This is a genomic window from Actinomyces sp. S4-C9, assembly GCF_000758775.1.
GTDB classification, from domain to species: domain Bacteria; phylum Actinomycetota; class Actinomycetes; order Actinomycetales; family Actinomycetaceae; genus Gleimia; species Gleimia europaea.
Genome location: NZ_JRMU01000001.1, coordinates 135409 through 160677, shown reverse-complemented (window position 1 = coordinate 160677; position 25269 = coordinate 135409). Strand labels below are relative to the sequence as shown.

At 51.6% G+C, this 25269-nt stretch carries 20 protein-coding genes and 1 riboswitch; of the genes, 8 read left to right on the top strand and 12 right to left on the bottom strand.

Annotation, left to right across the window (positions count from 1 at the left end):
- The first annotated feature begins 341 nt into the window (after positions 1–341).
- From HMPREF1628_RS00705 to HMPREF1628_RS00695, 3 genes are all read left to right on the top strand, one after another.
- A complete protein-coding gene (locus HMPREF1628_RS00705) occupies positions 342–614 on the top strand; it encodes a type II toxin-antitoxin system RelB/DinJ family antitoxin (protein ID WP_034506535.1) in 273 nt (90 codons plus the stop codon).
- A complete protein-coding gene (locus HMPREF1628_RS00700) occupies positions 611–916 on the top strand; it encodes a type II toxin-antitoxin system YafQ family toxin (RefSeq protein WP_081940728.1) in 306 nt (101 codons plus the stop codon). The genes HMPREF1628_RS00705 and HMPREF1628_RS00700 overlap by 4 nt, the downstream gene beginning before the upstream one ends.
- A gap of 291 nt (positions 917–1207) precedes the next feature.
- Positions 1208–1846 carry a hypothetical protein gene (locus HMPREF1628_RS00695; protein WP_034506533.1) on the top strand — a complete coding sequence of 213 codons (639 nt, stop codon included), beginning with the start codon at positions 1208–1210 and terminating at the stop codon, positions 1844–1846.
- A gap of 126 nt (positions 1847–1972) precedes the next feature.
- Here the strand turns inward: HMPREF1628_RS00695 and HMPREF1628_RS00690 are convergent, their stop codons facing one another.
- A complete protein-coding gene (locus HMPREF1628_RS00690; protein WP_034506530.1) occupies positions 1973–3031 on the bottom strand; it encodes a trypsin-like serine protease in 1059 nt (352 codons plus the stop codon).
- Between the two features lie 2 nt (positions 3032–3033).
- Positions 3034–3990: a DUF418 domain-containing protein gene (locus HMPREF1628_RS00685; RefSeq protein ID WP_034506526.1), complete on the bottom strand. Its 957-nt coding sequence runs from the start codon at positions 3988–3990 to the stop codon at positions 3034–3036.
- Positions 3991–4437: 447 nt separating this feature from the next.
- Here HMPREF1628_RS00685 and HMPREF1628_RS00680 point away from each other — a divergent pair, with 447 nt between their 5' ends.
- A complete protein-coding gene (locus tag HMPREF1628_RS00680; RefSeq protein WP_052038726.1) occupies positions 4438–6333 on the top strand; it encodes an McrB family protein in 1896 nt (631 codons plus the stop codon).
- Positions 6314–7636, top strand: a complete 1323-nt coding sequence (locus HMPREF1628_RS00675) for an McrC family protein (protein ID WP_034506523.1) — start codon at positions 6314–6316, stop codon at positions 7634–7636. The genes HMPREF1628_RS00680 and HMPREF1628_RS00675 overlap by 20 nt, the downstream gene beginning before the upstream one ends.
- Before the next feature lie 110 nt (positions 7637–7746).
- Here the strand turns inward: HMPREF1628_RS00675 and HMPREF1628_RS00670 are convergent, their stop codons facing one another.
- The 6 genes from HMPREF1628_RS00670 to HMPREF1628_RS00645 form a co-directional block, all read right to left on the bottom strand.
- Positions 7747–8379 (bottom strand): ABC transporter ATP-binding protein, encoded by a 633-nt coding sequence (locus tag HMPREF1628_RS00670; RefSeq protein WP_034506521.1) that lies wholly within the window; start codon positions 8377–8379, stop codon positions 7747–7749.
- A 43-nt stretch (positions 8380–8422) separates the two neighbouring features.
- A complete protein-coding gene (locus HMPREF1628_RS00665) occupies positions 8423–9571 on the bottom strand; it encodes an ABC transporter permease (RefSeq protein ID WP_034506518.1) in 1149 nt (382 codons plus the stop codon).
- 3 nt (positions 9572–9574) lie between these two features.
- The gene (locus HMPREF1628_RS00660) at positions 9575–10948 is read right to left on the bottom strand and encodes an ABC transporter permease (protein WP_034506516.1); all 1374 of its coding nucleotides are present in this window, start codon (positions 10946–10948) and stop codon (positions 9575–9577) included.
- A gap of 196 nt (positions 10949–11144) precedes the next feature.
- A complete protein-coding gene (locus tag HMPREF1628_RS00655; protein ID WP_034506513.1) occupies positions 11145–11924 on the bottom strand; it encodes a DeoR/GlpR family DNA-binding transcription regulator in 780 nt (259 codons plus the stop codon).
- 102 nt (positions 11925–12026) lie between these two features.
- Positions 12027–13073: an NAD(P)H-dependent glycerol-3-phosphate dehydrogenase gene (locus HMPREF1628_RS00650; protein WP_034506510.1), complete on the bottom strand. Its 1047-nt coding sequence runs from the start codon at positions 13071–13073 to the stop codon at positions 12027–12029.
- A gap of 19 nt (positions 13074–13092) precedes the next feature.
- Positions 13093–14667 (bottom strand): xylulokinase, encoded by a 1575-nt coding sequence (locus HMPREF1628_RS00645; protein ID WP_034506508.1) that lies wholly within the window; start codon positions 14665–14667, stop codon positions 13093–13095.
- 229 nt (positions 14668–14896) lie between these two features.
- Between HMPREF1628_RS00645 and HMPREF1628_RS00640 the strand changes: the two genes are divergently transcribed.
- Entirely contained in the window at positions 14897–15490 is a 594-nt protein-coding gene (locus tag HMPREF1628_RS00640) for a flavodoxin domain-containing protein (RefSeq protein WP_034506504.1), read from the top strand.
- Between the two features lie 143 nt (positions 15491–15633).
- Positions 15634–17214 (top strand): FGGY-family carbohydrate kinase, encoded by a 1581-nt coding sequence (locus HMPREF1628_RS00635; RefSeq protein ID WP_052038725.1) that lies wholly within the window; start codon positions 15634–15636, stop codon positions 17212–17214.
- 126 nt (positions 17215–17340) lie between these two features.
- Here the strand turns inward: HMPREF1628_RS00635 and HMPREF1628_RS00630 are convergent, their stop codons facing one another.
- Entirely contained in the window at positions 17341–18279 is a 939-nt protein-coding gene (locus HMPREF1628_RS00630; protein ID WP_034506501.1) for a serine hydrolase domain-containing protein, read from the bottom strand.
- An 83-nt stretch (positions 18280–18362) separates the two neighbouring features.
- Positions 18363–18477, top strand: a riboswitch (SAM riboswitch).
- A 14-nt stretch (positions 18478–18491) separates the two neighbouring features.
- Between HMPREF1628_RS00630 and HMPREF1628_RS00625 the strand changes: the two genes are divergently transcribed.
- Positions 18492–18962 carry a hypothetical protein gene (locus tag HMPREF1628_RS00625; protein WP_034506497.1) on the top strand — a complete coding sequence of 157 codons (471 nt, stop codon included), beginning with the start codon at positions 18492–18494 and terminating at the stop codon, positions 18960–18962.
- 134 nt (positions 18963–19096) lie between these two features.
- On the opposite strand, the gene HMPREF1628_RS00620 is transcribed toward HMPREF1628_RS00625, so the two are convergent.
- The 3 genes from HMPREF1628_RS00620 to HMPREF1628_RS00610 all read right to left on the bottom strand — a co-directional run bounded on the left by HMPREF1628_RS00620 (position 19097) and on the right by HMPREF1628_RS00610 (position 25195).
- Positions 19097–20992 (bottom strand): bifunctional metallophosphatase/5'-nucleotidase, encoded by a 1896-nt coding sequence (locus HMPREF1628_RS00620; RefSeq protein ID WP_034506495.1) that lies wholly within the window; start codon positions 20990–20992, stop codon positions 19097–19099.
- Between the two features lie 548 nt (positions 20993–21540).
- On the bottom strand, positions 21541–24105 hold the full coding sequence (locus tag HMPREF1628_RS00615; RefSeq protein ID WP_034506493.1) for an AAA family ATPase: 2565 nt from the start codon (positions 24103–24105) through the stop codon (positions 21541–21543).
- 892 nt (positions 24106–24997) lie between these two features.
- Positions 24998–25195, bottom strand: coding sequence for a hypothetical protein (locus tag HMPREF1628_RS00610; RefSeq protein ID WP_034506490.1), 198 nt, complete (start codon positions 25193–25195; stop codon positions 24998–25000).
- Positions 25196–25269 lie beyond the last annotated feature (74 nt).

The following is a 25269-nucleotide window of genomic DNA, read 5'->3' as shown; positions in this document are numbered from 1 at the left end:
GATAACGGAGTAGAGGGCCAGGCGGTATAGGAATGTCCAGAGGTCGTTGATGCGAGGCGAGGCTGAACGATGCTCCGAGTATTGTTTTCTGCTCAGCGCCCCCCATTTTTATAATGTCCTTATGGGTAGAAAGAAACAGTCACGCGGTGGGTGCCTAAGCTGGGCCGGAATTGTTTTGCTTTGGGACTTACCTGGGGTGTTGAGTTTTACCCTTTCGCTGACGGATATAGCCACAGGGACGCGAAAATGCGCGTTTACCGGCAGTTGAATGGGCACACATCACCTTGTTGGGCACTAACAAGCGTTGTAAGCTGTGAGTGCAAACTGTGAATGGAGGGAAAATGGCGTCAAGTAATCTGACTATCCGTCTTGATAGTGAGTTGAAGGACGGGGCGGCAAGTGTCGTGGAATCCTACGGGCTTGACCTGTCTTCCGTCGTGCGAGCGTTTTTCACGGAAATGGTGAATACCAACTCGATTCCTTTGTCTCTCGATTACAAGCGTCCAAACGAGGAAAGTCTCCGAGCTATCCGCGAGACTCGGGAAATGATTGCCTCGGGCAGTAGCGAAAGCTATATGACTGGCCGCGATCTTATCGAAGCAGCCTTGGCATGAGCAGGCGTCTACAGGCGAAGTTCACCTCGGCATTCAGCAGAGATCTGAAAAAGAAGGTCATCAAGCGGCAATGGGACCTTGCAGAACTGGAATCTGTGGTTGATCTGGTTTTGGACAATACGCAGGAATCTATTGAAATCCTAAAACGCAGGCACCGGATGCACAGGCTCTCTGGCGAGTGGGATGGCAGCAATGAGTGCCACGTTGCAAATGCGGGTGACTGGCTAGTTATCTGGAAAACTGACGGCGGGTTTGCCTATTTTCAACGAACAGGATCACATGACGAGCTGTTTCGTCGGTGAGCGATAATCTCAAGCAGATTAAAGTCCCCGCAATCAGAATCTCCTACACAATGTTATCCGACCAGGCGATTGAGCATTCCTGATCTTAGTTCGGAACGTCATAAACGGGACAAGCTTGTTGGTATGCACCCATTTCTGTACTGGTCACGCGGATCGAGTACAAGAAGTGCACGAACGTAAGAAGCAAAACTGTCTCTCAGCGTTTCGAACTGATCTTTAAGTCAGTGGGGAATCGCTCCGCTGGTGGCTTCATAGTGATGAAACTGTTGTTACGGTACGTAAGATGGTGGAATGTCAACGACGATCGAGGTCTATCCAACCGATGGATTCATGCCTTTAGTTGAGCAAACGCGCGCCCGTACTCAAGAACTGTTCCAGAGCCTGCTCGACAGGTACAGCGTTGGGGCAACGATCGAGGTGAAGGCTTTTTATCCAGGTGATGATGCAGAAATTCGCTATGTCGATAAAGACGTGGTGTGGGAGCCACGGATGCATTTGGGGTTTGCCTACTGGATTAACGGGCAGTGGGGTTCCAGCTCGTGGCCCAGTTGCTTACCTGTGGAGGATGATGACCGAATTTGTGAGGAGGACTTGGTTTACCCATTCGAGTCGAAGCCAGAACATCTTGGCTTGTGGCAAATAGTGGAAGAATTTGAGGGCCTGCTTCCTCCTGATCGGCTTGCAAAGGTGCTGGATCAAGACCATTACTGGTTTGAATACAGGAACTTTGGTGGCCCCGCTGTAGCTTCGACAGGTTATGGGCTGGTCGCTGCGACGCTTGCCGAGGCGAGTGAGGGAATCATCGCATCATTCGATTCCGCTTTCGATTGCGAGCACAATGGTGAAACTGCAGAGGAGTTCCTTGCGTGGTGGGGTGACCGGCAAATGGCTTTCTACGGCCCCGGCAGGTTCAGAAATACTGATCGGTAATAAGCCTCAGCAGAGGTGGGGTGCGCGCCAGGTTACTGTGAAACCGCTCGTAGTATTAGCCGCCTCCCAGCATTTTCTGGGAGGCGGCTAATAGGTCGCTATTTGCAGGCGATTGCGTAGGTGTTGTTACTGGCACGCATTGCGGATACGTGATCCGGCTGCGGCAACGGCAAGGCCTACGAATGCGATTGCAAGGTAGCCCCAAATGTTATCACCGCTGGTCTGAAGCGTTTTGGGTGGTGCAGGAGTGTTCTCTGCAGTCAGAACGCTTTGTGTATTGCGGCCAGAGATAACGTTGTCGATCCATTCAGCGGTGCCTGCAATGGTGGTGATTGCGGCACTGGGGGACGGCAAGTCCGGGTCGCCATGAGCAGTTCCTGCGGTAGCGAGCCCTGCAAGCTTGCCGTCAACAAAGAACGGGCCGCCAGAGTCGCCGCCCTGCATACCAGCTCCAGAAACTGAGTACACATCCAAGATGGAGGTTTCGATCATAGGCTGTATAGAGCTGTCGGCCGGGGCGTTCTCCATCCCCTCAGGATTAGACTCGGTTTGGCCGGATTCAGGCATTTTGGCTCCCGGCTGCATAGCTTGTGGCGGGACAGTTTCGGTAGACGCATCAGCACCGGTAGGCGCCTCGGAAGTGGATCGCCCTTCAGAACCGGTAGGCGCCTCGGAACCGGATGGCGCGCCAGAACCAGACGGTGCGCCGCCTAGCAGTTCTTTAACAACCATTTTGGCCATTGGCAGTTGTCCCGCTCGCGCCATGGACGAGCTGCTACTCCAACCGTAAAGAGTTCCCGTCTGCCCAGGGGTGGGGATGTCGTGGGAGATTTTCGCTGGGGTAGCGTTAGTGACCTTTTCCGTTAGGTGAAGCAACCCCGCGTCAGACGTAGGGGAAAGAGCCCAAGAGTCGGCGTTGTAGACTTTCCCGGCGATGCGTGCCTGGGTTCCTTCATTATTGACAGATTCCAGGCAGTGGCGTGCCGTTAGCACCCACTGGTCTGCAACGAGCGTTCCGGTGCAGTCACCGAAGTTGCCGATTTTGCCCATCTTGAGCGCGGCAACGGAACTGCTTTCCACATTTTCTGGTGCCGGATCGCCATATTCGAGTGCGAAGGCCGGAGTGGCAGTCATTATTAGGGTGGCGCTGACAATGGCCGCGATCGAAAAAGATGATTTTTTCACGTTTAATTCTCTTTCTTGGAAGGAACAATGGCCTTGATTGTGGTGGCAACGAGTTTCTCAGCAGGACCTTGTCCCACGAACTTCTTCCAAAGGCTGGCCACGACGAGGAACAATACGATGAAACCGGTTGCTGACAAAGTGGAATGCAACGCGATGTTTTGCTGCCAGTAGAAAGCGGTGAGAATGTGCAGAATGTAAATGGTTAGCGACATTGTTCCCATGGCTGCGAAGGGGTAAACCACGATTCGTGAGTGGTCTCCTACAATCAGGCACAGGTGGATCACTACGGCTGCAACGGCAACGGAGAGGATAATCTCCCCGGCAACACCAGTGTGACCGGTAAAGCTGAGCCAGCTGGGAATGTTTGGGTCGAATCGGAAGTACATTCCAATGCCGGCGATGACAACGCTGATAGCGGTTACGATCCAGGTCAGTCGAGTGTTAGTGGTGGTGTTCGCAGCACGGTCGCGTTGTAGGTGGCCACGCAGGTACACGTCGAAAAGAAGCATGCCACCAATGAAATATGCGATCCATGCAAGTAGCGGATAAATCTGTGGCAGTTCGATAGGGGCATAAACAATTGTCGCGGCAGTTGTGGCGGCGATAAATAGAACGAGCCTCCACCATGTTCCCAATGCGGGAATCCAGGAAACCAGCATCATTACTACGCCCATTACGATGAGGACCACTTGAATCTCGCCACCAACGGGAAGTAGTGCCAGGCCAATGAGAATGATTAAGGCACCTCGGGCAATTAACCGTAAGAAAGTGGTACTGGTGTAGTTTCTACCGATAATCATCATGGTAGCGCCGGCGATGATGGCAAATAATGATGCAGGTAGGCCAGAGAGCATTACTTTGGTACTCCAAAGTAGGGAGGCCATGTGGATAACTATCATTCCGATGATCGCGAGTGATCGCGCTACATCAAGCCCCACGATTCGTGAAGGTTTAGACACTCAGTTTTCTCCTTTACTGTTACTTTAGAGAACCGTTCTTTGGGTAAAAATGCTCCCTAAAACCGACGTGTCGAAAATTGACTTTCTATAAATAACCGCCGTTTCTGGCAAAAAATTTAGAAACTTCTGAATGTCTTCTGGATCTGTTTCTAAATTGGCGCTCCAGCAAGCCAGCCGTGTGTCATCCCACAAAATAGAGGGCAAAGCAGTAGTCGTGATCCGGTTTTAGCTACATGAAGACGCGCGGCTAGATGATGTACCCGAAGCCCGCTTCGGTAATAAGAAATGCAACATGCAGAGCGCTTACATGACTTTGGAATGAGAGGACAAGACGAAGCAGTGTGCTACCTGTGTTAGATCTCTAAGATAGTAAACGGGTCCTAATGCTCCGCGCACACCGCGAGGTCGTTAGTTTGAACAGGTTTGAATGCACAGAAGGGAATACCGATGGCGGTATCAGATAGCTTGTTAGAGCTGGAAGCCGAATCAACTACGCAGGCGCTCGAGCAGTTCACGTTGACGATTACCGCTGAAAACATAGTTTCAACTGATCCTCGTTTCACAATGGATGATCTCAAAATGGGGGACCAGTACAAGCCTTTGCGCGTCTGGTTTGAAAATGCGCAGGGCGAAAAGATAGAGAGAGCTAGGGAGCCTCGGGAACGCCACATTTCCAATATGACGCTACCTTATTTGGCTTTCCAGCTATACGAGCAGCAGATCAAACAGCTCAGTTTGGACGAACGGCTTCAGTTTCCTATTGGCAAGGAATCTCCAGACGCTACCGAGTACAGAGGTATTTTCTACAGCAAAAAGGAGTATCAGCGCTATAGCGGGCAAAATACTTTCGCCACCCTAATTTATAATCGCAGCGATCAGGGTAGCTTCGTCATCCATTGTTGGAACATCTTCTCAACCCTTCACTTGGTACAGGAATGTCTGAAGCGATTCGGCAACCCAGGTGACAAATTTAAACTTGTTTACCGGGAAAAAGGTAGCTTTGACGCTGGGGATGTGGAGTTGGCCAATGAGGAAGAGGAAGACGCTACTGCTGAGGGCGCCGTTCTTCGGAATAAGTATTCCCAGACCCTCATCGATTCCAAGAACATCATTTTCAGGGGCGCTCCCGGAACAGGCAAGACATATTTGGCCAGGCAGATAGCGGCTGACATTATTTCTGAGGGAAGAACTCAAGATTTCACTGAGCTTGAGGACGACGAAAAACGACAAGTTGGGTTTGTTCAGTTCCACCCAAGCTACGACTACTCGGATTTCGTAGAAGGGCTTCGCCCTCGCATCAATGATGATGGCACGATGGGATTCGAACTTCAGGATGGGATTTTCAAGAAGTTCGTGGACGAGGCCCGTAAAAACTATGAGGATAGGCAGAAGTCGGGTGACCGGATCCGTCGGGAAAGCTCCGTTAAAGAGGCAATGGGAGACTTCTTTGAATCAATCGATCTGGGTGTGACTCCTTTTAAGACAACAAATGGAAACGAGTTTTTTGTAACAAACGTGGATGACACACGCGTGCATGTGTCTATCCCCGGAAATCAGGTTACGAGTCGGATCGTTCTAAACCTGGCTGATATAGAAACCGTTCTTGCAGACGAGGGGCAACTTAGAAAAGTCAAGGATCTGAAGAGAATCCTTAATACCGTGAATCACAAGCATGAACACTCATACATTTTTGTTCTTTGTAACAAGATCAAAAAGTTCATGAAGACTCCGTCTGCTCGCCAAGTCGAGCCGATTCAAGCAAAGAAGTACGTGTTCATTATTGATGAGATCAACCGCGGAGAGATTTCCAAGATTTTCGGTGAGCTATTCTTCGCTGTCGATCCAGGGTATAGAGGTGAACGCGGCGGGGTAGCAACCCAATATTTCAACCTCCATTTGGATCAGACGAAGAAGTTTTACATTCCACGAAATGTTTACATTATTGGAACGATGAACGATATAGATCGTTCAGTTGATTCTTTCGATTTTGCTATGCGTAGGCGCTTCCGTTTCATTGAACTTCGTGCCCAGGATCAGATTGCGATTTTAGACAATATAAATGATCCCGAAGTTCGCGTGCAGGCTCAGCAACGGATGACTGCGCTTAACCGGGTTATAACCGGCGTGGAAGACCTGAATGAGAACTATGAAATAGGGCCCGCGTACTTCTTGAAGTTGGATGACATAAGTTTCGATCAACTCTGGACCGACTACCTCGAGCCGCTCCTGCGTGAATACGTCCAAGGGCTCTATGGTGAAGCAGAAATCATGGCGAAGTTTGCGAAGGCATACGGCTACCCTGATACTTCTGAAAGCGCGTTGAATGAAAAACCTGAAAATTAATGACAACTCGTTGTTATTGCCCGAGCAGGTCGCGCAGACTCCTCGTTTACTTGGAAAACTGGCAAATAAACCTTTCCGCGATCTTGAATCCGAAGGCGTATTCATAGTTCAGGACGCCCTCAAAGAATCTGAAGATTTGGATGCGGAGAATGTCGTCATTTCTCACTCACGCGGGGAGTACAGAACTAGCAACCTGATGGGCTTTATCGGTTTTGGAGATGAGCGGTTAACAATCAAATCTCGTTTTAGTAACCACACAGAAGACCATTTCTTCCGTTACTTGTTGGCCCGCGTATTCGGGTTACCCAATATAGTTGACCTGAATACCGATCTTGACCACGACGGCCAGGTATTCGAGTATCTTATATTCCTCTTTCCACGCTTTTTGAAGCAAGCGATGCGTAAGGGCCTGTACAAGCAGTACGTTACTTACCAGCGTAATGAAGCGACGATCAGAGGAACCATTGACATCGCTCGCCACATTAAAGAAAACACTCCATTCACCGGCAAGGTTGAGTTTAACGAACGCCAATTTTCTTTTGACAATGCGATGATGCAGCTAGTCCGGCATACCATTGAGGTCATCAGCTTAAAGCCGAACGGCAAATTTCTTTTGGCGCAGGTAAAAGATGACGTGCGACTAGTGCGAGAAGTGACTGGGCCGTATCGAGCATATGAACGCAGAAGAGTTATAAACCAGAACACGAAACGGTTGATACGCCACGCTTATTTTCGCGAATACGCAAGCTTGCAAAAACTGTGTCTGTTGATTCTGCAGCAGCGCAAACATTTTGTTGGTTCAGGCAAGAGAGAAATCTACGGCGTGCTTTTCGACGGCGCTTGGCTGTGGGAAGAGTACGTGAACTCGCTCATTAGTGCAGATTACTTCCACCCAAGAAACAAAAGCTCAGAGGGGCGGCATCATTTGTTTTCGAATAGCTCCGGATGGGTCTACCCCGATTTTGTGAGTAGGGATCACGATAACCGGATAATCGCAGATGCGAAATATAAGCCGATTGAGAATATTCGCAATCGAGACTACTTACAGATTTTGGCATACATGTATAGGTTTGATGCACGCGTGGGGTACTTCTTGTATCCCGAAGGCGGTGAAACACGTGCTCATAAGCTGTGGCTTAATAAAGGCTCCATATATGAGAATAACGAGAAGCCCCGTGACGATACTTTCGTCATAAAACATGGGCTACGTATTCCGCAGGGAGCTAAGGATTATGAGTCGTTTGTCTCGCTCATGAAGGTTAGCGAAGCTGAGTTTGCTAACGCGCTAAGCATCCTCGTTTAAGGCGGGCCTTTATGCGGTTGGGGCGCGCACCAGACGGTGCGCGCCCCTTTGCTAGGTATCTCCAGAGGCTTGCCGGCTGCTGCTAAGCCGAACCGGCAAGCCTCTGCTCGTTATTGCTTGACGAGGTTCTTGTTCTTCAGGCGGTAAACCACGTCAGCTTCACGTGCCAGCTGCTTTGAGTGCGTAACAGCGATGACGCACTTTCCTTGCTCGTGGGCAAGATTGCGCAGGATAGCCACCATTTCGCTAGCGGTGTCGCCATCGAGGTTGCCGGTAGGTTCGTCGGCAAGAATGATGGGCGATTTTGCGGCCAGTGCGCGCGCAATAGCAACTCGCTGTTGCTGCCCACCAGAAAGCTGCATCACGTTACGGTTCGCTTCTTCCTCAGAAATACCTAGCTCCAAAAGCGAATCAACTTTCGCCTTCGAATCCACCAGGCGAACATTCTCCAGCGGAGTCAAATAGTCAATCAGATTGTAATTCTGAAACACCAAAGCAATGTTGTGCTGCCGGTGGTGCGTGTAGCCGCGCTTAGCAATGTCTTCGCCATCCATCGAAATGGTTCCTTGGGTGGGAGCATCAAGGCCCGCCAACAAGCTAAGTAGCGTTGACTTACCAGTTCCAGAGTTGCCAATAATGGCGTAGAAGTTCCCGGACTCAAACTCAACACTGATGTTGTCGAGGACATTCTTCTGTCCGGCCAAGTAGTTAAAAGATACGTTTTCAAGTTTTAGCGTGGTCATGGAAATCTTCCTATTTTGTAAGTGAAAAGTAGTGGGCGAGGGGTTAGCTCATTTTGGCCAAAATCCGTTTAGGTGGAAGCCGCAAGATCGGGAGAATCGCGATAAGCAAGGCCGCCAGCACAATGGCGATGATTCCACCAAAAGCTGCAATAGCCGAGCTGCTTAGCGCGCTCAACGGGACGGCGCTAATCTGTCCGTCAGTAGCTGACTGCAAAATCTGTGCGGAGAGGAAATGCCCCGCGATCTCGCTGGCAATCAGTGCAACAATTAACGCTGGAATAGTCAGCATAATCAGCTCTGTGGCAACCTGGGCGAAGATCCGCAGTTTCGAAAAACCAATGGTTAGCAAGATCCCGATCTCGTGGATGCGTGAACGCACAAAGAATGCGAGTACGAAAGCCAGGATCAATCCGCCTGAAACTAAGATGACGCGCAACAACCGCAACAGTAGGGTTGCAAAGCCGAATACCGATCCCAGCAGGTCTGCGGCGCCTCCGGTATTGCTAGCAACCTCTAGACCTTGCGTGGCGTGTTCTTTCGCGAACTTGATTGCGTGGTCAACGTCTTCTGCCTTGGTTAGGTAGGTGGCGCTGGAAACCGCCGTTTTGCCCGCCAGCTTTTGTGCAGTTTCTAGGCTTGCATACACCGACACGTCAGGGTTCTTAGAGCCAGAAATATCCTGCTTGTAAACCCCCGCAACTTCTAATTCAACTTCGCTAGAGTCCTTACCGAGCGTCAGTTTGTCGCCAGCCTTTATACCCAGCTGCTGCGCAATCAGTTCAGGCAAAATGATGCTTTGGGTACTCTGCAGTTTCTGCAAAGAAGCCTCATCTATCTGGGCATCTTCTTCTGCAAAAGTCGGTAGCTTGCTCACGTCGCTGGCGCCCGTTACGGAAACGAATCCGAGCTGCTGCGCTTCTGCCGCGGTGTGTAGCACAAAGTTGTGGCCGGTCAGGCGGTCATAATCTAGTAGCTTCTGTGCGGCCTCTTCTTGGAAATCTCCCGCAGTGGAAGTAACCGTGAATCCGGGAGCAATTCGCTCGGTAGCCGCGTTCGTTACGGTGTTTACGGTTGCGCTAACTATGCCCTGCAGTATGAAAACAGCTGAAATAACGAAAATGATGGCTGCCAGCGTGACGCTTTTCTTGGGGTGGCGCCTTACTGCCAAACCCGCTTGAGTCCAAAACTGCATTACTTAACCGATCTGAGTTAGCAGTTGCTTTGGACGCTTCGAAAGCATCGGTGCCGAGGCAATCAGGGTCGCAACGATTACGAGAATCAGGCCGGCAACCCCAACCATGACCAGGTGCGATGGTTCGATTACAACGTTCACGTGATCCACAGTCTTTTGAATCGTGGAGGTGTAGAAGTCGGTACCAAAGTTCTGACCGCCGTTAAGTTGCGCACTTGTTTGAGCAGACGCGCGCGAAACAATGCCGTCGCCCAGCTTCTGCGCAAGCAAGGTGGCAGTGCCAAACGATGCTACGACGGCTACAACGAAAGCGAAAATGTTCTCCGTCAAGTACTGCGCGAAGATCTTGGCCTTACTTACGCCTACGGCCAGCAGGATTCCTGTTTCTTTGCGGCGCTCATTCATCCAGAGGGCGAGGACCAGTGCGAGTGCCACGATGGTGAAAATCAGGGTGCCAATGAAAGTGGCATTAACGAGGGAGTTGATGCTTTGAAGCGAGTACGCCAGTGCTCCAAGCATGTCCGTGTTCTTCACTAGCTCATAGTGGTCCCAATCTAGGGGTAGAGCTGCGGCAGCTTTCATAACACTGTCCACGTCTTTGACGCTGTTAACGAAGAAGCCAGCATCTTGGTAGATCTCATTTTCGGGCGTAGTGCCGTTCAAGGTCCGCGCTGTATCAAGGTCGGTAAATATAGCGTTCTGGTATAGCTCTAGGCGCTGCGCGGCCGGGCGAGCGTTTTTGCCGCTAAAGGTGCCAACGATCTCTGCATCAACAGCGGCGTCGGATTGGAACCGGTTGTCCGGGTCGTAAATGTTGCCGCGCATGCGCAGCGTATCTCCAACCTTCAGGTTGTTCTTAGCTGCAAACTCTTCGTGCACCATCACTTTGTGGTGATCATTGTCGGTGAGGTGACGGCCTTGCGCTAGGGTGAAGGTTCCCGCGCGGAAGGGGGTGGCAAGGTCTGACTTGTTCACCGCGTTCACCATCACGGCGTTGCCAAACTTTTCTTCTCTCTCTTGTGAATAGTCAGATGCTGCGCCATCTAGTTTGAAAATCTCGGCATTTTCAATGTCTGCCACCGAGCTCATGTTAGCCACGTACTTCGTGATGCCCGGAAGCTTGGCGATTGCTTCAATCTGGGCGCGAGAAACATTTCCTGCACCTCGAGCAGTGCCGGGGTTCGTGCGCTGATTATTTTGTACCGAGAAGCCAGCTAGCAGTTCTGAGCCCACCTCGTCGCTCGTGCGGGCCACAGCCTCTCGCACCGCGAAGGTGGATAGAAGAAGCGTGCAGGCGGTTAATAAAACTAGAAAGATTGTAAGCGACTTGGCTAATTTGCGAGAGACGTTAAGCCAAGCTCGTTTAACAAACGACATCTGAAAATATTCCTTTGCGTCAGTTCTTTTATTTACCAAAGAGTATTAAGCGGCGTGAATCTGTATGCATCCTGATAATTTTCTTCAGTTAAGCCTGAGAATCATTACAAATAGGGTGCGAGGTTGGTCACGTTTTGCTTGCTGAGGCAAAGGATCGGACGACTACTACCTGCGGAAGAGTTTTGGCACAAGGGGACTACCGCACAACTTCAACAAGGATGTCTTGATCGGCAAGCTGTTCTAACACGGTTTGTGGAGTTTCGGAGTCTGTAATGACAAGGTCGAAATCAGTTAGCGGCCCAACTTTATAGAGCGCGTTTTTGGTGAACTTGCTGGAATCAGCGACGAGAATCTTTTTATCTGCAGAGGCAAGCATTTGCCTCTTAACATCAGCCACTCGCTGGTCAGGGTGGAAGGCGTGCGTGGCGGTGAGAGCGGTGGCGGACATGACACAGAGGTCTACCCTCAGCTGGTCAAGCGATTTGATGGTGATGTCTCCAAAGTAGGAGTCGGCCCAGGGCTCGTATTCTCCGCCCACCAATATGAGCTTGGCGTCTCCTTGCGGTCGGACAATTTTGGCGATGAACTCCGCGTTGGTGACAACCGTAACTGGAGTAACCTCCGATAGGTCTTCAACAAGTGAAATATTAGAGGTGGAATCATCAACTAACAGCGACATGCCGCGCGTGATGTGCTTCATCACGGCCTTAGCGAGGCATTTTTTCTGGGGCCGGTTCGCCTGCTGGCGCAGGTGAGCAGAGGACTCTGACAGCGAGGATGCCGCGGGGCTGATCAATCCGTTTCTGCGTTGTACCAGTTGCAGTGATTCAAGTTCGGCAACATCGCGGTAGACGGTCATTTGCGATACAGAAAGAAGCTCTGCGAGCTGCTCAACCGTGGAGTTTCCGTGGGTCAGCAAGTGGGAGAGTATGGAGTTTCTGCGGGCTCTAGGACCATGGATGCCCTTCTTTTCCATCTCTGCTCTCCCTTATCGAAATGTTGTTCTCAGGTTAGAAGACTATTCAATACTAAAACTTGGCCCCGCGATCCGTCAGGTTCGCGGGGCCAAGGGTAAAAGTTACGGTCTCTTGGGGAGTACCGCGGCTGCAACTTCCGTCTTGACGTCAGTTACAGCTCCCGAAATGATGCGACTTACAGCCGCTAGTAGCGGAAGCTCGTCCACCAAGTCGGGCGCGTGTTGCTTCACAAAGCCAACGGCCAGGCCTGCTGCCGGTACGCCCTCAACGGTTTGCTCCAGTCGATCCATCTCGGCTAGAGCCTCCTTTGCGGTTTCTCCACGGCCAAGGCGGACACCATAAACCTTGTTGCGACCCGACAAGCCGGTGACTTCCAGGTCTCCAACGCCAGCTAGTCCGAAAGCGGTTGCGGGATCTGCGCCTTGTGACTGCCCAAGAAGGGACATTTCGCGCACAGCCTGCGCAAACGTTGCAGCCTTGAGGTTGTGGTGCGGCACCCCGGTTCCTTCCTCAAGGCCATCCGCGATACCAAGCGCGATGGCATACACGTTCTTCATGGGAGCGCAGATTTCCACACCGGTTTCGTCGTCACTCGGCTCAATGCAGTAAACATCGGAGCGGGCTTCACGAGCGAAACGCGTGGCCAGATTCTTGTCCTTCGAGCCGAAGATCGTTGCGGTGGGCTTGCGTGCCGCGCACTCATTGGCTTTAACGGGACCAGCGATTGCAACGATCGGCGGGACGGTTTTGCCGTTACCCTTAGCAATCCGCCTGATTGCGTCCGGCAGCAGCTGGATGTTGCCATCCGGGCCTTCGTTGAATCCCTTGGATGTCAGCCAAAGTGCCTCGGCCTTCTCGATTCCGTCAAGGGCTAGCTCCGTAACCTTCTCGACGCCCACGGAAGCCACCGACATGACCACGACGTTAGCGCCGTCGAGCGCGTCGTTAAGTTCTCCACTGCGGTAGAGCTTGACGCCCTCGGCTACGTGCTCGTTGGTGCGCGGGTGCGGCTTTCCGGCCTCAATCGCATCGAGGAGGTGGTCGTCGAGCCACGTTCCCCACAGGCGTACCTCCCAGCCCGAATCGATAAGTGGCGTGCACAGCGCAGAACCCATAGCTCCGGCGCCCAGTACGGTAATGATCGACATGTTGTTCCTTTCCGTATCTTTAAAGCTCAGCCGCAGGGGACTCGGGCTTCGTGGATGGGTATTTCAAGGAAAGATCGTGGAGGCGTTCGAAAGTGTCCTTGAGCTTCGGGTAAAGCTCGTGCTGAATGTCCGCAATCTCCTTGTAGTTTTCATGCGCATCCATGTCTGGCTCAATGGTATCGCCATAGCGGGCCATGCCAACGGCTGCGCTTTGGACGTCCTCGTACGCATCCGTGGACGCCATTGCAAGAACTGCGGCGCCGAGGGCGGAGGTTTCATCTTCGAGGCAGACAGTGAGGGGCAGGCCCGTGCAGTCGGCCATGATTTGGCGCCACAGCTTGGAGCGGGTGCCGCCACCCATAATGCGTAGGCCCTGAAGCTTCACACCCGTGCCTTCCTCGATGTGGTTGAGGTTGTAGCGCATCTCGAAGCCGATCGACTCGAGGATCGAACGGTACATGTGCGCACGCGAATGGGTGCCGCGCCAGCCCACCACGGCGCCGCGCGCAACGGAATCCCAGTACGGGGACTGCACTGCATTCCAGTAGGGGAGTGTCACGAGACCTTCGCAACCGGCAGGAATCTTTGAAGCTGCTTCATCCAGAGCCGGATCGGGTTCGCCCAGGAGCTTCGGGTCTCCCAGCGACTTGCGGAACCATCCGGCCAGGTAGGAGCCGGAAGACTGCAGGACCTCAAATACGTAGTTGCCGGGAATGCCTGAGACGTGCGTGCGGAATACTGGATCGTACTTGTAGACCGGGGATTCAACACCTGCATTCACTGCGGTGCCGAGGTTTAGATAACCAATCTCCGGCGTAACTGCTGCCGCGCCAATGCCGGCGGCCTGTCCGTCGCCAAGGCCGGCGATAACTGGAATCGACTTTGGCAGGCCCCACTCGGATACCAGGTCATCCTTCAACTTCGCGATTGGGCTAGCTGGTTCAACAAGCTCAGACATTTGATCGCGGCGAACACCTGCAATCTCAAGAAGCTCATCCGCGTAGTCGCGCTTTTCAATATCGAAAAGGCCGAGCGAGTCCGCGGCCGCCTGTGAAGAAGCCCAGCGCCCGGTCAGATTGAAAGTGATGTATCCGAGGACGTCGACAACCTTGTCGGCCTTCTCGAACACCTCCGGCTCGTGCTGGGCAACCCAAGCCATCTTGTAGATCGCGGGGGTTACGCCTGCAGGTTTGCCGGACAGCTGGTGGATGTGTGCAGAACCGTACTTGCGGATCTGCTCAGTTGCGCGGCCATCAAGCCACAAAATGCCGTTACGAAGTGGTGTGCCATCGGCCTTGAAAGGTGCGAAGCTCTCCCGCTGGTGCGTAATGCCGATTGCTTCAATGCGCTCGCGGTCTGTGGGGGAGAGCGCCGCCACTGCCTCGCCAATCGCATCTCGCGTGGTTTCCCACCAGCGAATCGGGTTGTGCTCGTAGCAGTCCATCGCGGGCGTGTGCAACTGAATGTTGCGTTTCGCGGTGTGCAGCACGTGTCCGGTGGCGTCGACAATGATCGCTTTGGTGGACGTGGTGGACGAGTCGATAGCAATAACAAGGGGGCCAGCACCCAGGTGGTGCTTGTTCTCAGGTGTCATTAGAATCTCCATTCTTCGTTGAATGCACCATCAGAGTATCCACACGATTAACAAAAATCAACAGGATTTCTGCGAAAACCCACAAAATATATGAAAGTTTGTTTTCAGGGCTGTTTTTCCATCGCTGGTTTTCTGACACGGTTGTCGTAAAAAACGCTGTATTTCAACAAAAAGTCGAGGTCTTAGCCGTGTATATTCGTATGCGGTTCACAAGTGAAGGACGGAAATAATGGCGGACGAACCCAAAAGCACACCTAGAGTTTTGGTCATTTACAACACTCTGACTGGATTCTCTAAGACTTATGGGACTTGGATTGCAGAGGACCTCCAGGCGGATCTTCGCCCATTGTCTGAGGTTGTCGAGGGCGTGAAGAGTGGGCGCATCAACCTCACGTCATATGACCTGGTGGTCTACGGCGCCGGCGTGCGAATGTCGATCATTCGTGGCTTTGGAAAGTTCCGCAAGATGGCAAAAGATGCCGGCATTTTGAATCAAGGTCGCGTAATCGTGTGGGCAAATGGAGGTACGCCGCAGCATCCGGACCGAGATTGGAAGTGCGCAGCCCGCACGTTTACTAAGAACGAGCTGGCCAAGGGCGAGTTCCCGTTCTTCTACTTCGAGGGCGGGGTCCGCTATGAAGGCCTACCCGCAGCTGAAAAGACACTGCTCAAGATCTTCGCTAAGCGAGTGCAGAAATACCGCGACCGCGGAGAATGGGCTGTAGCCGTGGCCGACAATATTGCGCAAGGCTATGATCACACGAACCGTGACTCGATTGTCCCTCTGGTTGAGTGCGCCCGAGAGGCTTTGAATCACCGCTAAAACAGGTCTCCGCGCATGCGCCCGCCTGCAACGGGGACGCCGGATTCTCATTTAGTTGAGAAAGCGCCAAATCGTCTCTGCGTTCCCGTATGGTGATGAGACGGCCACAAAGGTGTGGTTAACGACGAAAGGCGTGTGAAGGCATGAGCAAGTATTTCGCCGGTATTGACGCAGGAACAACAGGCGCAAGCGTCATTATTTTCGATGGTGCCGGCAAGATCATTAGCAGCGGTTACAAGGAGTATCGCACCAAGCATCCTCATCCTGGTTGGGTGGATCAGGATATGCATGAGCTTTGGGAAGGCATTTGTTATGCCGCAAGGAAGGCAACAGCCTCATTCCCTGGCGATGTGAAAGATATTGTTTCGATTGGAGTGTCGTCTCAGCGCGGCTCATTCATTCCGATTGATGAGGATTGGAATCCGCTCAGTGACGCGATTGTGTGGTCTGACGGGCGCTCGGGCAAGCAGACTCGCTGGATGAAGGAGGAGTTTGGCGAGGAGGGTTACTACGAAATTTCAGGCCTGAACATTTCCAGCCTGTGGGTGTATCCCAAACTGATGTGGCTGAAAGAGAACTGGCCGCAGGTTTATGCCAATACTTGGAAGATAGTTAACGGGCAAGAGTGGATTTTACACAAGCTTGGATCAACCGAGCTGGTTGCAAATGCGTCTGCACTTAACTACAACGGCATGTTCGACATCAAAACCTTGGAATACTCGCCGGAACTATTTGACCGTGCGGGACTCGACCTAGACATGATGCCACCTCTCTTGCACGAGCTTCGCCCGATCGGCGAGGTTAGCGCGCAAGCCAGTGAACAGACCGGGTTCGCGAAGGGCACGGTGCTCTCGCCGGGCGGTGGCGACCAGCAGTGTGCTGCCGTAGGTTCGGGCGTGAATAGGCAGGGGCTGGCAGAGTTGTCGCTCGGCACGGCTGCTGTCATGGTTGCCCAGCTGGACCAGGCGCCGGACATGGCGGCGAATCTGCAAAGCGGCGTGTCGTTTGGAGCTCATTCGATCGCGGGCTGTTGGGACATGGAGGGTACTGCACACGCCGCGGGCGCGGTCTTGCGTTGGTGGCGTGACACCTACGGCCAGCCAGAGGTAAGAGCGGCCGCTGAACTTGATTTGAGCCCGTACGACCTCATCACGCTTGAGGCGGCGAAGGCGCCGGTGGGCTCGCATGGGTTGATCTTCTTCCCGTTCTTCAACTCGCAGGCGAATCCGTACTTCCATGACAATGCGCGAGGCGGGATGCTGGGCATTACGCAGATTCATACTCGTGCTCACGCCGCGCGCGCCGTGCTCGAGGGTGTGGCTTATGAGTTGCGCATGAGCGTGGAGTCGATGGAAACCGCGATGGGTGAGCCATTTGAGACCATCCGCTTGTCGGGTGGCGGCGCGAACTCTGTGTTCTGGAGCCAGGTGCAAGCTGACATTTATGGCCGCCCAGTTGAGCGCCTGATCGTGTCCGAATGCGCCGCGCTAGGCGCTGCAATTCTTGGCGGTGTTGGCGCGGGAGCGCTACCCTCCGTTGACGTGGCGGTGGACAACATGGTGCACACGCGCGGGTTCATCTACCCGAACGAAGACAACCATGCGGTATACAACGAGTACCACGAGGTGTTCAAGAAGGCGTTCCTCGCTTGGGCGAATGCGGATGTTTACAATGACCTCGCAGACGTGAACGCGCGAATGGCTGATAACCCGGCTGCTAATTAGGTGCGCTAATCGGGCCTGACCGTCGCGCATGAAAGCAGGCTGATGGCTTAAAAGTAGTGGGGTGTTGCTCTAGTACAAGAGCAACACCCCACTACTTAAATTGGCTCGGACGAGGAGGTGTGGCCGCTAGTAGAGCAGTTCCACGGCCTTGTCCACGAGTTCCTCTAGCCGCTTCACGTCTTTTTGGGTGGCGGTAGTTATAACTACGGCGTTTCTTTCGGGAATGATTGCGAGGGTTTGCCCATCGGTTCCGTGGCCAAAGAAGATGTTGCCCCGGTTGGAAAGCCACAGGCTGGAGCCGTAGGCGTGGCGGCGGAAGTACGGATTTGTAGGCGTGTCCACGCCGGGCGTAAAAGCGGTGAATTGCTTCATGCGTTCAATCCACTGTGGGCTCACAATGCCCTTGCCGCCTTCAAGTAGTAGCTCGCCTATCTTCAGCATGTCGTGGGGTAGGAGCCATAGTCTGGTGGCCCCGGCCAGGTATTTTCCGTAGCGCTCCCACCTGTAATCGGTGATGCCAAGCGGGTTAAATAGCGCGCGCCGGATGTAGTCCTCTAGGTCCTCACCAAGGAATTCTTGCAGGTAGATAGACATGAGGTAGAAGCCTGCGTTGGAATACAGGTAGTAAGTTCCCGCCTCGTGCATGATTGGCTCGTTAACGATGTAGTTAATGTAGTCAGCGGGGTCCATATCTTGAATGTCGCCCCGCATCATCAGTATGCGGTCAAACCCGATGGTGTGGTTCATCAAGTGTTTGATTTTGATGTGCTGCCACTTTTCAAGGTTTTCTGGGTCTTTGACTTCGCACAGGTTCGTAAACACCGGCCATACCGGCGTGTCTTCGGTTAGATCATCGCGCGATTCGATGACGGTGCCAAGAACGAGGGCGAGGACGGTCTTAGAAATCGACCGGATATCTGACGGCCCGGTGTGTCCGCGGAAGGTGTGGAGGTATTCGCTGTTGCCCTGTTTGACGAGTAGATACTCCATTTGGAGCGGGTTTCCGGAGCCATCTTTGGCTTCTTCGAAGAGCTTTACTAGGCCATCAAATTGTTGCTGATCCATTTCGACCTCACTTGTGTAAGAGCTTCGCTCAAGCCTAACAGCTATGCCTTGACAGGTGCTCCGTTTGGGGTATTCTGTGGGTGGATCAAGAAGTCCAACGTTAAGCCCCTCGGCTGGTTGGCTGGCAACCGCGTGTCGCACACGGTGCCCCTGAGGGAAGATCCGCCGCTAAACAAAAGTTTGGTGGACGCGCGATTTTTAAGGAGCTCGCCATGAGCAAGGACCCACTTTTCCCTGTTAGCCCCTGCCAGTTGATGATTGCGGGACATGGGCCGCATTGGATCCAGGCAAAGATTTCTACCAGAGGCCCAATCTATCCCGTTGAGATAATCGGCGTCGAGGGTAACTACGTTACTTTCGGGAACGATGAGCAGGTATGGACATTTTGGAATCATTCTGAAGAAGAACTGCAAAACATGTTGGCGTATGTGAGGAAGCATCCCGACGCCCGGATCGAGTTCCGCGAGAAGGGTACAGCACTTTGCGTTGGCGATAGAAAAAGCGTAAGGCTGTACAGTTTGACGTCCAAGCCGAATGGCGAGTGTTCTATCAATCCCATGCATCCGGGCGGGTTCATGATTCCAGGTTCGGCGGTTAACGATCCTGCGGTAAAGGAACTGTTCAAGCAGGTGGTGGAGAACGCCCGCAAATCTGCTTCGGAGAGCGAAGCTACCGAAGGGTAGGCGAGTAACTGATTCTTCACCGCTGAAGATCATTCTTCGTGGCTTGTAGGGATCAGCATTTAAAAGCGCCACCGGGCGGATGAGACCGATAAATCGGTTCGTGCTCGGTGGCGCTTTTGGTTAGATCCCTAAACTCACTTCATGAGTTCGGCGACCTTCATGTAGAGATCACCAGTAGTCTTGGCCTCGCCAATCTGTGCTGGATCCACGTTTGCGCGCTTCGCCACTTCCGTAATCATCTCGCTAGTAACGGGATCATTTACGTTTACAGACTCGACGTTTGAACGGCCGTTTTCTGCCTCGCCGATTGAAATAACTTGAGCGTTGACAAGATCTGCAACGTACTGCGGTGTTTCCGCTACGCCAACAATCTTCCACGTGCCATTCAAGTGTCCGGTGTACGTTCCGCCAATCTCTTCCAAGTAGCGTGCAGCGAGATTACGGATGCGTCCTTCTACCTCGCCAAACGCGGACTCTTGCTGGGTGGAGTAAATCTTCTTAATGTCACGTCCTGCAAGTGGGCCGTCATCTGAAATGAGATGGTTCAGGCGGTAGGAGTTCATACCCACCTTAACCTTGTCAGCCATGCCTACAGGGTTGCCATCTGGCCAGTTCAGAGTGGTTACACGTTCTCCTGCTGGGCGAGAAATGTCGTATTCGTAGGTGACTCCAGCGAAAATGTCATGAGTGGAGTACTTCGAGTTACGGCGATCCTTGTCAAACGAGATCGTCACATCGCCTTCACGGGCCTGGTTGAAGAACCCAGCGGACCATTCCATGTAGTCTTTGAGGTCCTGGCCGGTCATTTCGTAAACAGTTACTTCTCCGCCGGCGTACCGGTAGTTAGTTGCCAAATCCTTCTTCTTGATTTCGCCAACTGGAAGACCAGCATGGTCGTTGTCAATGGAGTGAACAACCACGTCAGCACCGTTCGAGTAGTGCATCATGACCTCGTTGATGAACACGGTCAGTGGTGTTTCTTCGATTTGGTGTTGCGGGATTGCCTCGATCTTGTTGCCTGGCGTGAACGGTAGGCCCTCAAGTTTTCCAACAACAATGTTGGCGTCATCGCGAGCAATCTTGTGTCCTTCAGCAAGAAGTTCTTCTGCTGCAGGATCGGAAGCGTAGTCCTTGATTGAAATGTTTTCGCCAGTGGTGTTCGTTAGCTTCCACCCGTCTCCGTCTTTAGCGAATGTGAGGTCAACGCGGGAGAGGAGTTGTGCATATTTGCCAGGTTCAATAACGAGGGTGTCGTTAATTTTTTCGTTTTCTTCTTTGTGCATGTGTCCAGCGAACACAACGTCAAAGCCAGGGACCTGCTCGATGATTTCGGTTACACCCGTGTTCGGGATGTTGTTTTCATTCTCAGCGCCCATGTGGAATACGCCAACTACTGCATCCACCTCACCAAGAGATTCGATCGCTTTTTTAGCTTCTTCAATGGTGTCGTTGAACTTCAGGCCCTTGAAGGTGTCGGTCTCCTGTTTAAATTCGTAAACCATTGGCGTAGTTAGGCCTACAACACCAATCTTGATGCCACTGCGTTCAATGACGGTGGTGGCCGGCCAGTACTGCTCGCCAGCGTCGGTGTAAAGGTTACCGCCTAGTACTGCGCCCTTAAACTGTTCTGTAATTTTGTCGAGCTTTTCCATCCCGTAATCGAACTCGTGGTTACCGATTGCCCACACGTCATAGTTGAGGTCGTTCATAACGCTCACGCCTGGGTGTGGGTTCATGTCCTGGAATAGTTCGCTGGAATTATCTTGAATGAAGTCGCCCGCATCGATGAGAACAACGTTGTCCTCAGATTCCCTCACTTCTTTTACTGCGGTAGCGATTTGGGCTAAGCTTCCGGAGGTGTTTTCCTCGTCCAGGCTGTAGTCCCAAGGCATATAGTGGCCATGAATATCGGAAGTACCGAGGAATGTGATGTTTACAGAATCGTCATTCCCACCGTCACTCGTTGAACTCGGTGCACACGCGCTAAGTGCAAGCGCTGTGACCGCTAGTAATCCGACTACTTTCTTCACTAGAGCTCCTTTGCATTTTGAAAGTGTTTTAATATCGGGGGAATAATCTTACTCCTTCTTTGAACCTTTGTTGCAAGGTTCTGGTATTTTCTCCACCACCCGCACGAATTGATGTACTACCGCGCCTCAAATACAGTTCTTGTCTTCCGGTTTTCTTCTTGTGGGTACGAAACCATCGACGTTTCCGCACTGTCAGCGGTTACGTGTGCTTCATAAACATGCAAAATGTGAGCGGTCGCTAAAGTCATATCCCAGCTTTGGGGCTACTCATTTACGATTGCGCCTCAACCAAAAAGACTGAGCTGCGGAGAAGACGGTTCGCAACCATGGCGAATATAATCTGTGCATAAGTAGCAAAGGCTTCCCAGAGTGTACTGAAAGACCAATGGTGGAGATGCCGTTTTACATGTTGAACTTGCGCTCGAAAATGTCATTTGCTAGTTCTCGCATAATTCAGCGGCAAATGCGAACACTTTCAGGCGTGTAACTCATTACCAGTCAAATCTTCCGCGCGCAGATGCTATTGATTTTCAGAAGATAGGATTTTGTCACCGTCGCACAGCACGATCCTTATATTCGTTGCGCCAAGTTTTCAACGACTCCATGTCACGCAGTAGATCTTCTAGTTTCGGCAATCGCACTGGGGATTCTAGGGGCTGTGAATGCTCAAATGCCGAGTATTTTGACATGAGCGAATCGAGGCGGTCGATATCTTCCTGATTCAACTTTGCCAATTCTCTAATTTTCAGCGTTTGAACTGGGCGCTGGAATCGTTGTACCACGCCGCATAGCAGGTCGTTTTCAATCGATCGCTCTACTAACACTCTAAAATCGCTACACATTGATTGTTTCAAGGTATCTTCTAGATCAAAATCGCCGTTTTCACTCGCTTTCTTAGCTTCTTGGTATCGCTCGTTAATAAGTCTGTTCAAGGAGGTCCTTATATCGGATTGTGACAATGGAATGGGGGCTGGCTCGCCTTTACGCTGTCCAGTGGAGCGAATACATTTCACGTCAGGCTTGAGTGACTCCCTATCAGCAAAATGCTTGACTGTTCCCAATAGTGATAACCGGTGGGTAAAAATAATAATTTGTCTGTCGCGTGACAGCTCAATTAATCTTCGCACTACTGCTTCCTCATAGTCTTGATCAAGCGAGGATATTGGGTCATCAAAGACAAGTGGTGCCTTATTTTCGGTTCCTCTCACATCTGCTAAAAAGGCTGCTAGGGAAACGATCCGATTCTCTCCTTCGCTCAAGACTTCAGAAACATCTAGAGGGCTATTTCCGATTACAAGTTTATGAAGCACACGACCTTTGGAGACTCTCTTTCTGACAAGATGGACCTTTAGCTCAGTGGCACCTAACTTTCTGAGCTCGAAGTTTAACCTTTCTGTGAACGCATCCGTAATCAAGGATTCTGCCAACTCGCCCTTTTTGTTTGACAAAGCTGTGGTACCGGTTAATTTCTTCGCTTTCTGAAGCTTGTGTTTCTTTTCCAAAATTGCGACTTCGTCGACAATGGTTGCTTTATGTTCCGACAACCACTTTCTAGCTTGTAGACTATCTAAGCTCCTTCTGAGACGATCTCGATCGTCGCTTGTAGAATCCTCATCGTATTTTTTCGCGCGTTTATCAAGGTTCTTCGAGTAGGTTTTTGCATCTTTGATCCATTTCGTAGGAAGCTTTAGCACAGGAATCTCCGCTTCTGAATCTATCTTTGAAAGCAGATCTTTTCTGTTCTGTAATTGAGTAAAGAAATCCATCACTTGACTGGAAAACTCATCTTTTGAAATCCCAGTGGCATCTATACGGGTCTCCAACAGGTCCAACTTTGGTAGTTCCTCAATAGATTGAATAGCATCCTCGTATTCCTTGGCCGCATCACCTACGGCTTTCTGCATTTCCTCTTTCACGAATTTCTCGAAGGAGATCAACCGGTTTTTAGCCTCAGCGCTAAGAGTCTGAAGACAAAGAACGCAGCGAGAACCATCAGAAACATTAGGGTAGTTGGTTTCCTTATAAGCAGCCGAGACAGAGTATTTCCGGGCGGCTTCCCATAGTTCTTTCCAGATATCAGAGCCGATTCCTTCTAAGTTACTGCCCGAGAATGCCTCTTCTGCGGCCAGTTTGGCCGCTTCCGTTTTGACCATCCATTTCTTCTTTGCTGCGATGACTTCCCGGCAATTATTATCCGATAATTGGTTCATATGCATTCGGGCATCCTGAACCAGGTTGTCGACATGCCGTCTCTGCTTTCTCAACTCCTTAGCTTTTTCTGTCGGCGAGTTTTCGGCAAGGCGCTGTCGCAAGGTGTGCATCTCATCCTCGTCAGCACTGCTAAATAAGCAATGCTTTGTGATCTCTTCGTCAGTTGTCTCGGCATTGATGCCTTCATACCAGCGGCCTTCAGGGGTATTTTTCATGTCAGCGGAGATATCCGGTTTTCTTGGCTGGCACTGACGAATCTCAGCTTCTAGAGCTGAGGCAACTTTTTCGCATGCGAGAATCAGAGAGCTGAAAACGGATAGTATCGGTGGCTCGTAGCTCGCCTCATCTTCATTGTTAACAAAAACCGTGCCAAACGAAGTATCGAAAATGTCAACAGTACTGAGAGTTTCGCCGGTGTCGTTCCCATCCCAATGGTGGGTTTTGAGTACGCCGCCCTGTTCGTACGTAATGTGAGCTTCCTGTGCTTCTTCCTTGGACCCATATATATTTTTGTGGATAATGCCTGGCTCGCGGGCACCACATACATGTTTGAGGATTCTGACGTAACCCGACTTTCCTGATCCGTTATTGCCATAAACAACAGTGAGATTACTGCTACCAAACTCGAGTGGATTTTTTGGAGCGAGGGCGTTTACGCCTTTAATACCGCTGATTGAACGCAACCGTAAGCCGGTGGTTGTTATGTGGCAGAAAGGGGCAGTAGAAAAGGAAGCTGATTCTTCAGACAATTCATTGTCTGCTTCTTTCTTACAAAGAGCTGTGAGTTCAACTATATCTTCACTCGATAACTCAGGATGCTTGCTTAACCGATTTGCCGCGGCGTGAAGCCATTTCGGGCGATGATCGAACCATTCATCAAGTGACTCGAATGTGTCGGGCATGTCACTCCTTCGGTGCTTTCCGACAGGTAGTAATAAATCGCGGTTTCAATCGTTTTGCGTTGCTAAGATCTTTACCCGAGAGTTCCAACCTATCTTCTGATGTGAAGTATATTACACGCCCTGTCGCTCTAATCTCGAATGGGTCACACCTGTCACAGTGTTATTCACCGATAAGCCAACCCACTCCCGAGGGCTTGAGGGCCAACTCGTTTGACGCGCGGGATTCTGAGCTAGTCGCACGAGCAGAGAAGCCCGGGATCCCCTGGTAGGGTTGTCCAAAACGTAGTAAATTGCGGTCTGGGGACATCCACTCGCAACTCGTGAGACGCTATCTTGCCTGCGGCAGATCCCAACTGGCTACTGCAGGATTGTATGCGGGTGCAGAAATGATATTCTCAAAGCTTTCGAAGGGCATTGCTCGGATAGGGAAGCTGAACTCGCGAACATGAACAATCTTCCGGGCGTATTCAACACGAGTCTGCTGAGGCGGTAAAGGCGCTCGAAGCCCAGAAGTCGAAACTCAATGTCGCCATCCAGACGGAGCGCTTCGAGACCAAAGTATGTGAGGACGAGGAGATGAACGTTTGGGCATTCTAAAAGTGCTATGGTCAGATGCTCGTTGCCGCCGCAGAAATCCGCGATGGACTCTTCAAATACTTGATCGACTAAGTCTTTAGCGGAAGAACGCAGATTCTCATCGCCTCGTACTACCCGCAACAGTGCAACATTTATCGAGCTCGGGAACCTTGAAGGGGCGCCCACCAGCGGACATAAGACGGGGAGCCGTGAAATGTTGTCTTCGGGTGTAGGTTCACAGTTCCCTCCCCAGTCAAATGGGCCAGGGTAAAACTATGAACCGCCTGTCAAGGCATGGCTTTAGGAGGTGTAAAGCCTATTCGTAGAACTCGTTGTAATCCCAGCTAACCTCACCTCGAAGTCGGGGAATCACATCACGCCAAGTTTCGGGCCAACCAAGTTCACTTAGTTTCTTCTTCAGATCTGCGTCCGAGTATCTGCAGTTTTCCTCTGGAGTGAGCGTATAGCCGAAGAACTCCTGCGCGGCGCGATTCATTAAATTCTTGTCTGCCATGAACTTAATCTATCCAGAAAAGTGCTTGGAACTAAGCAATTGCTGGAGTGGAATCAGTTGTTCATCCACGGGCC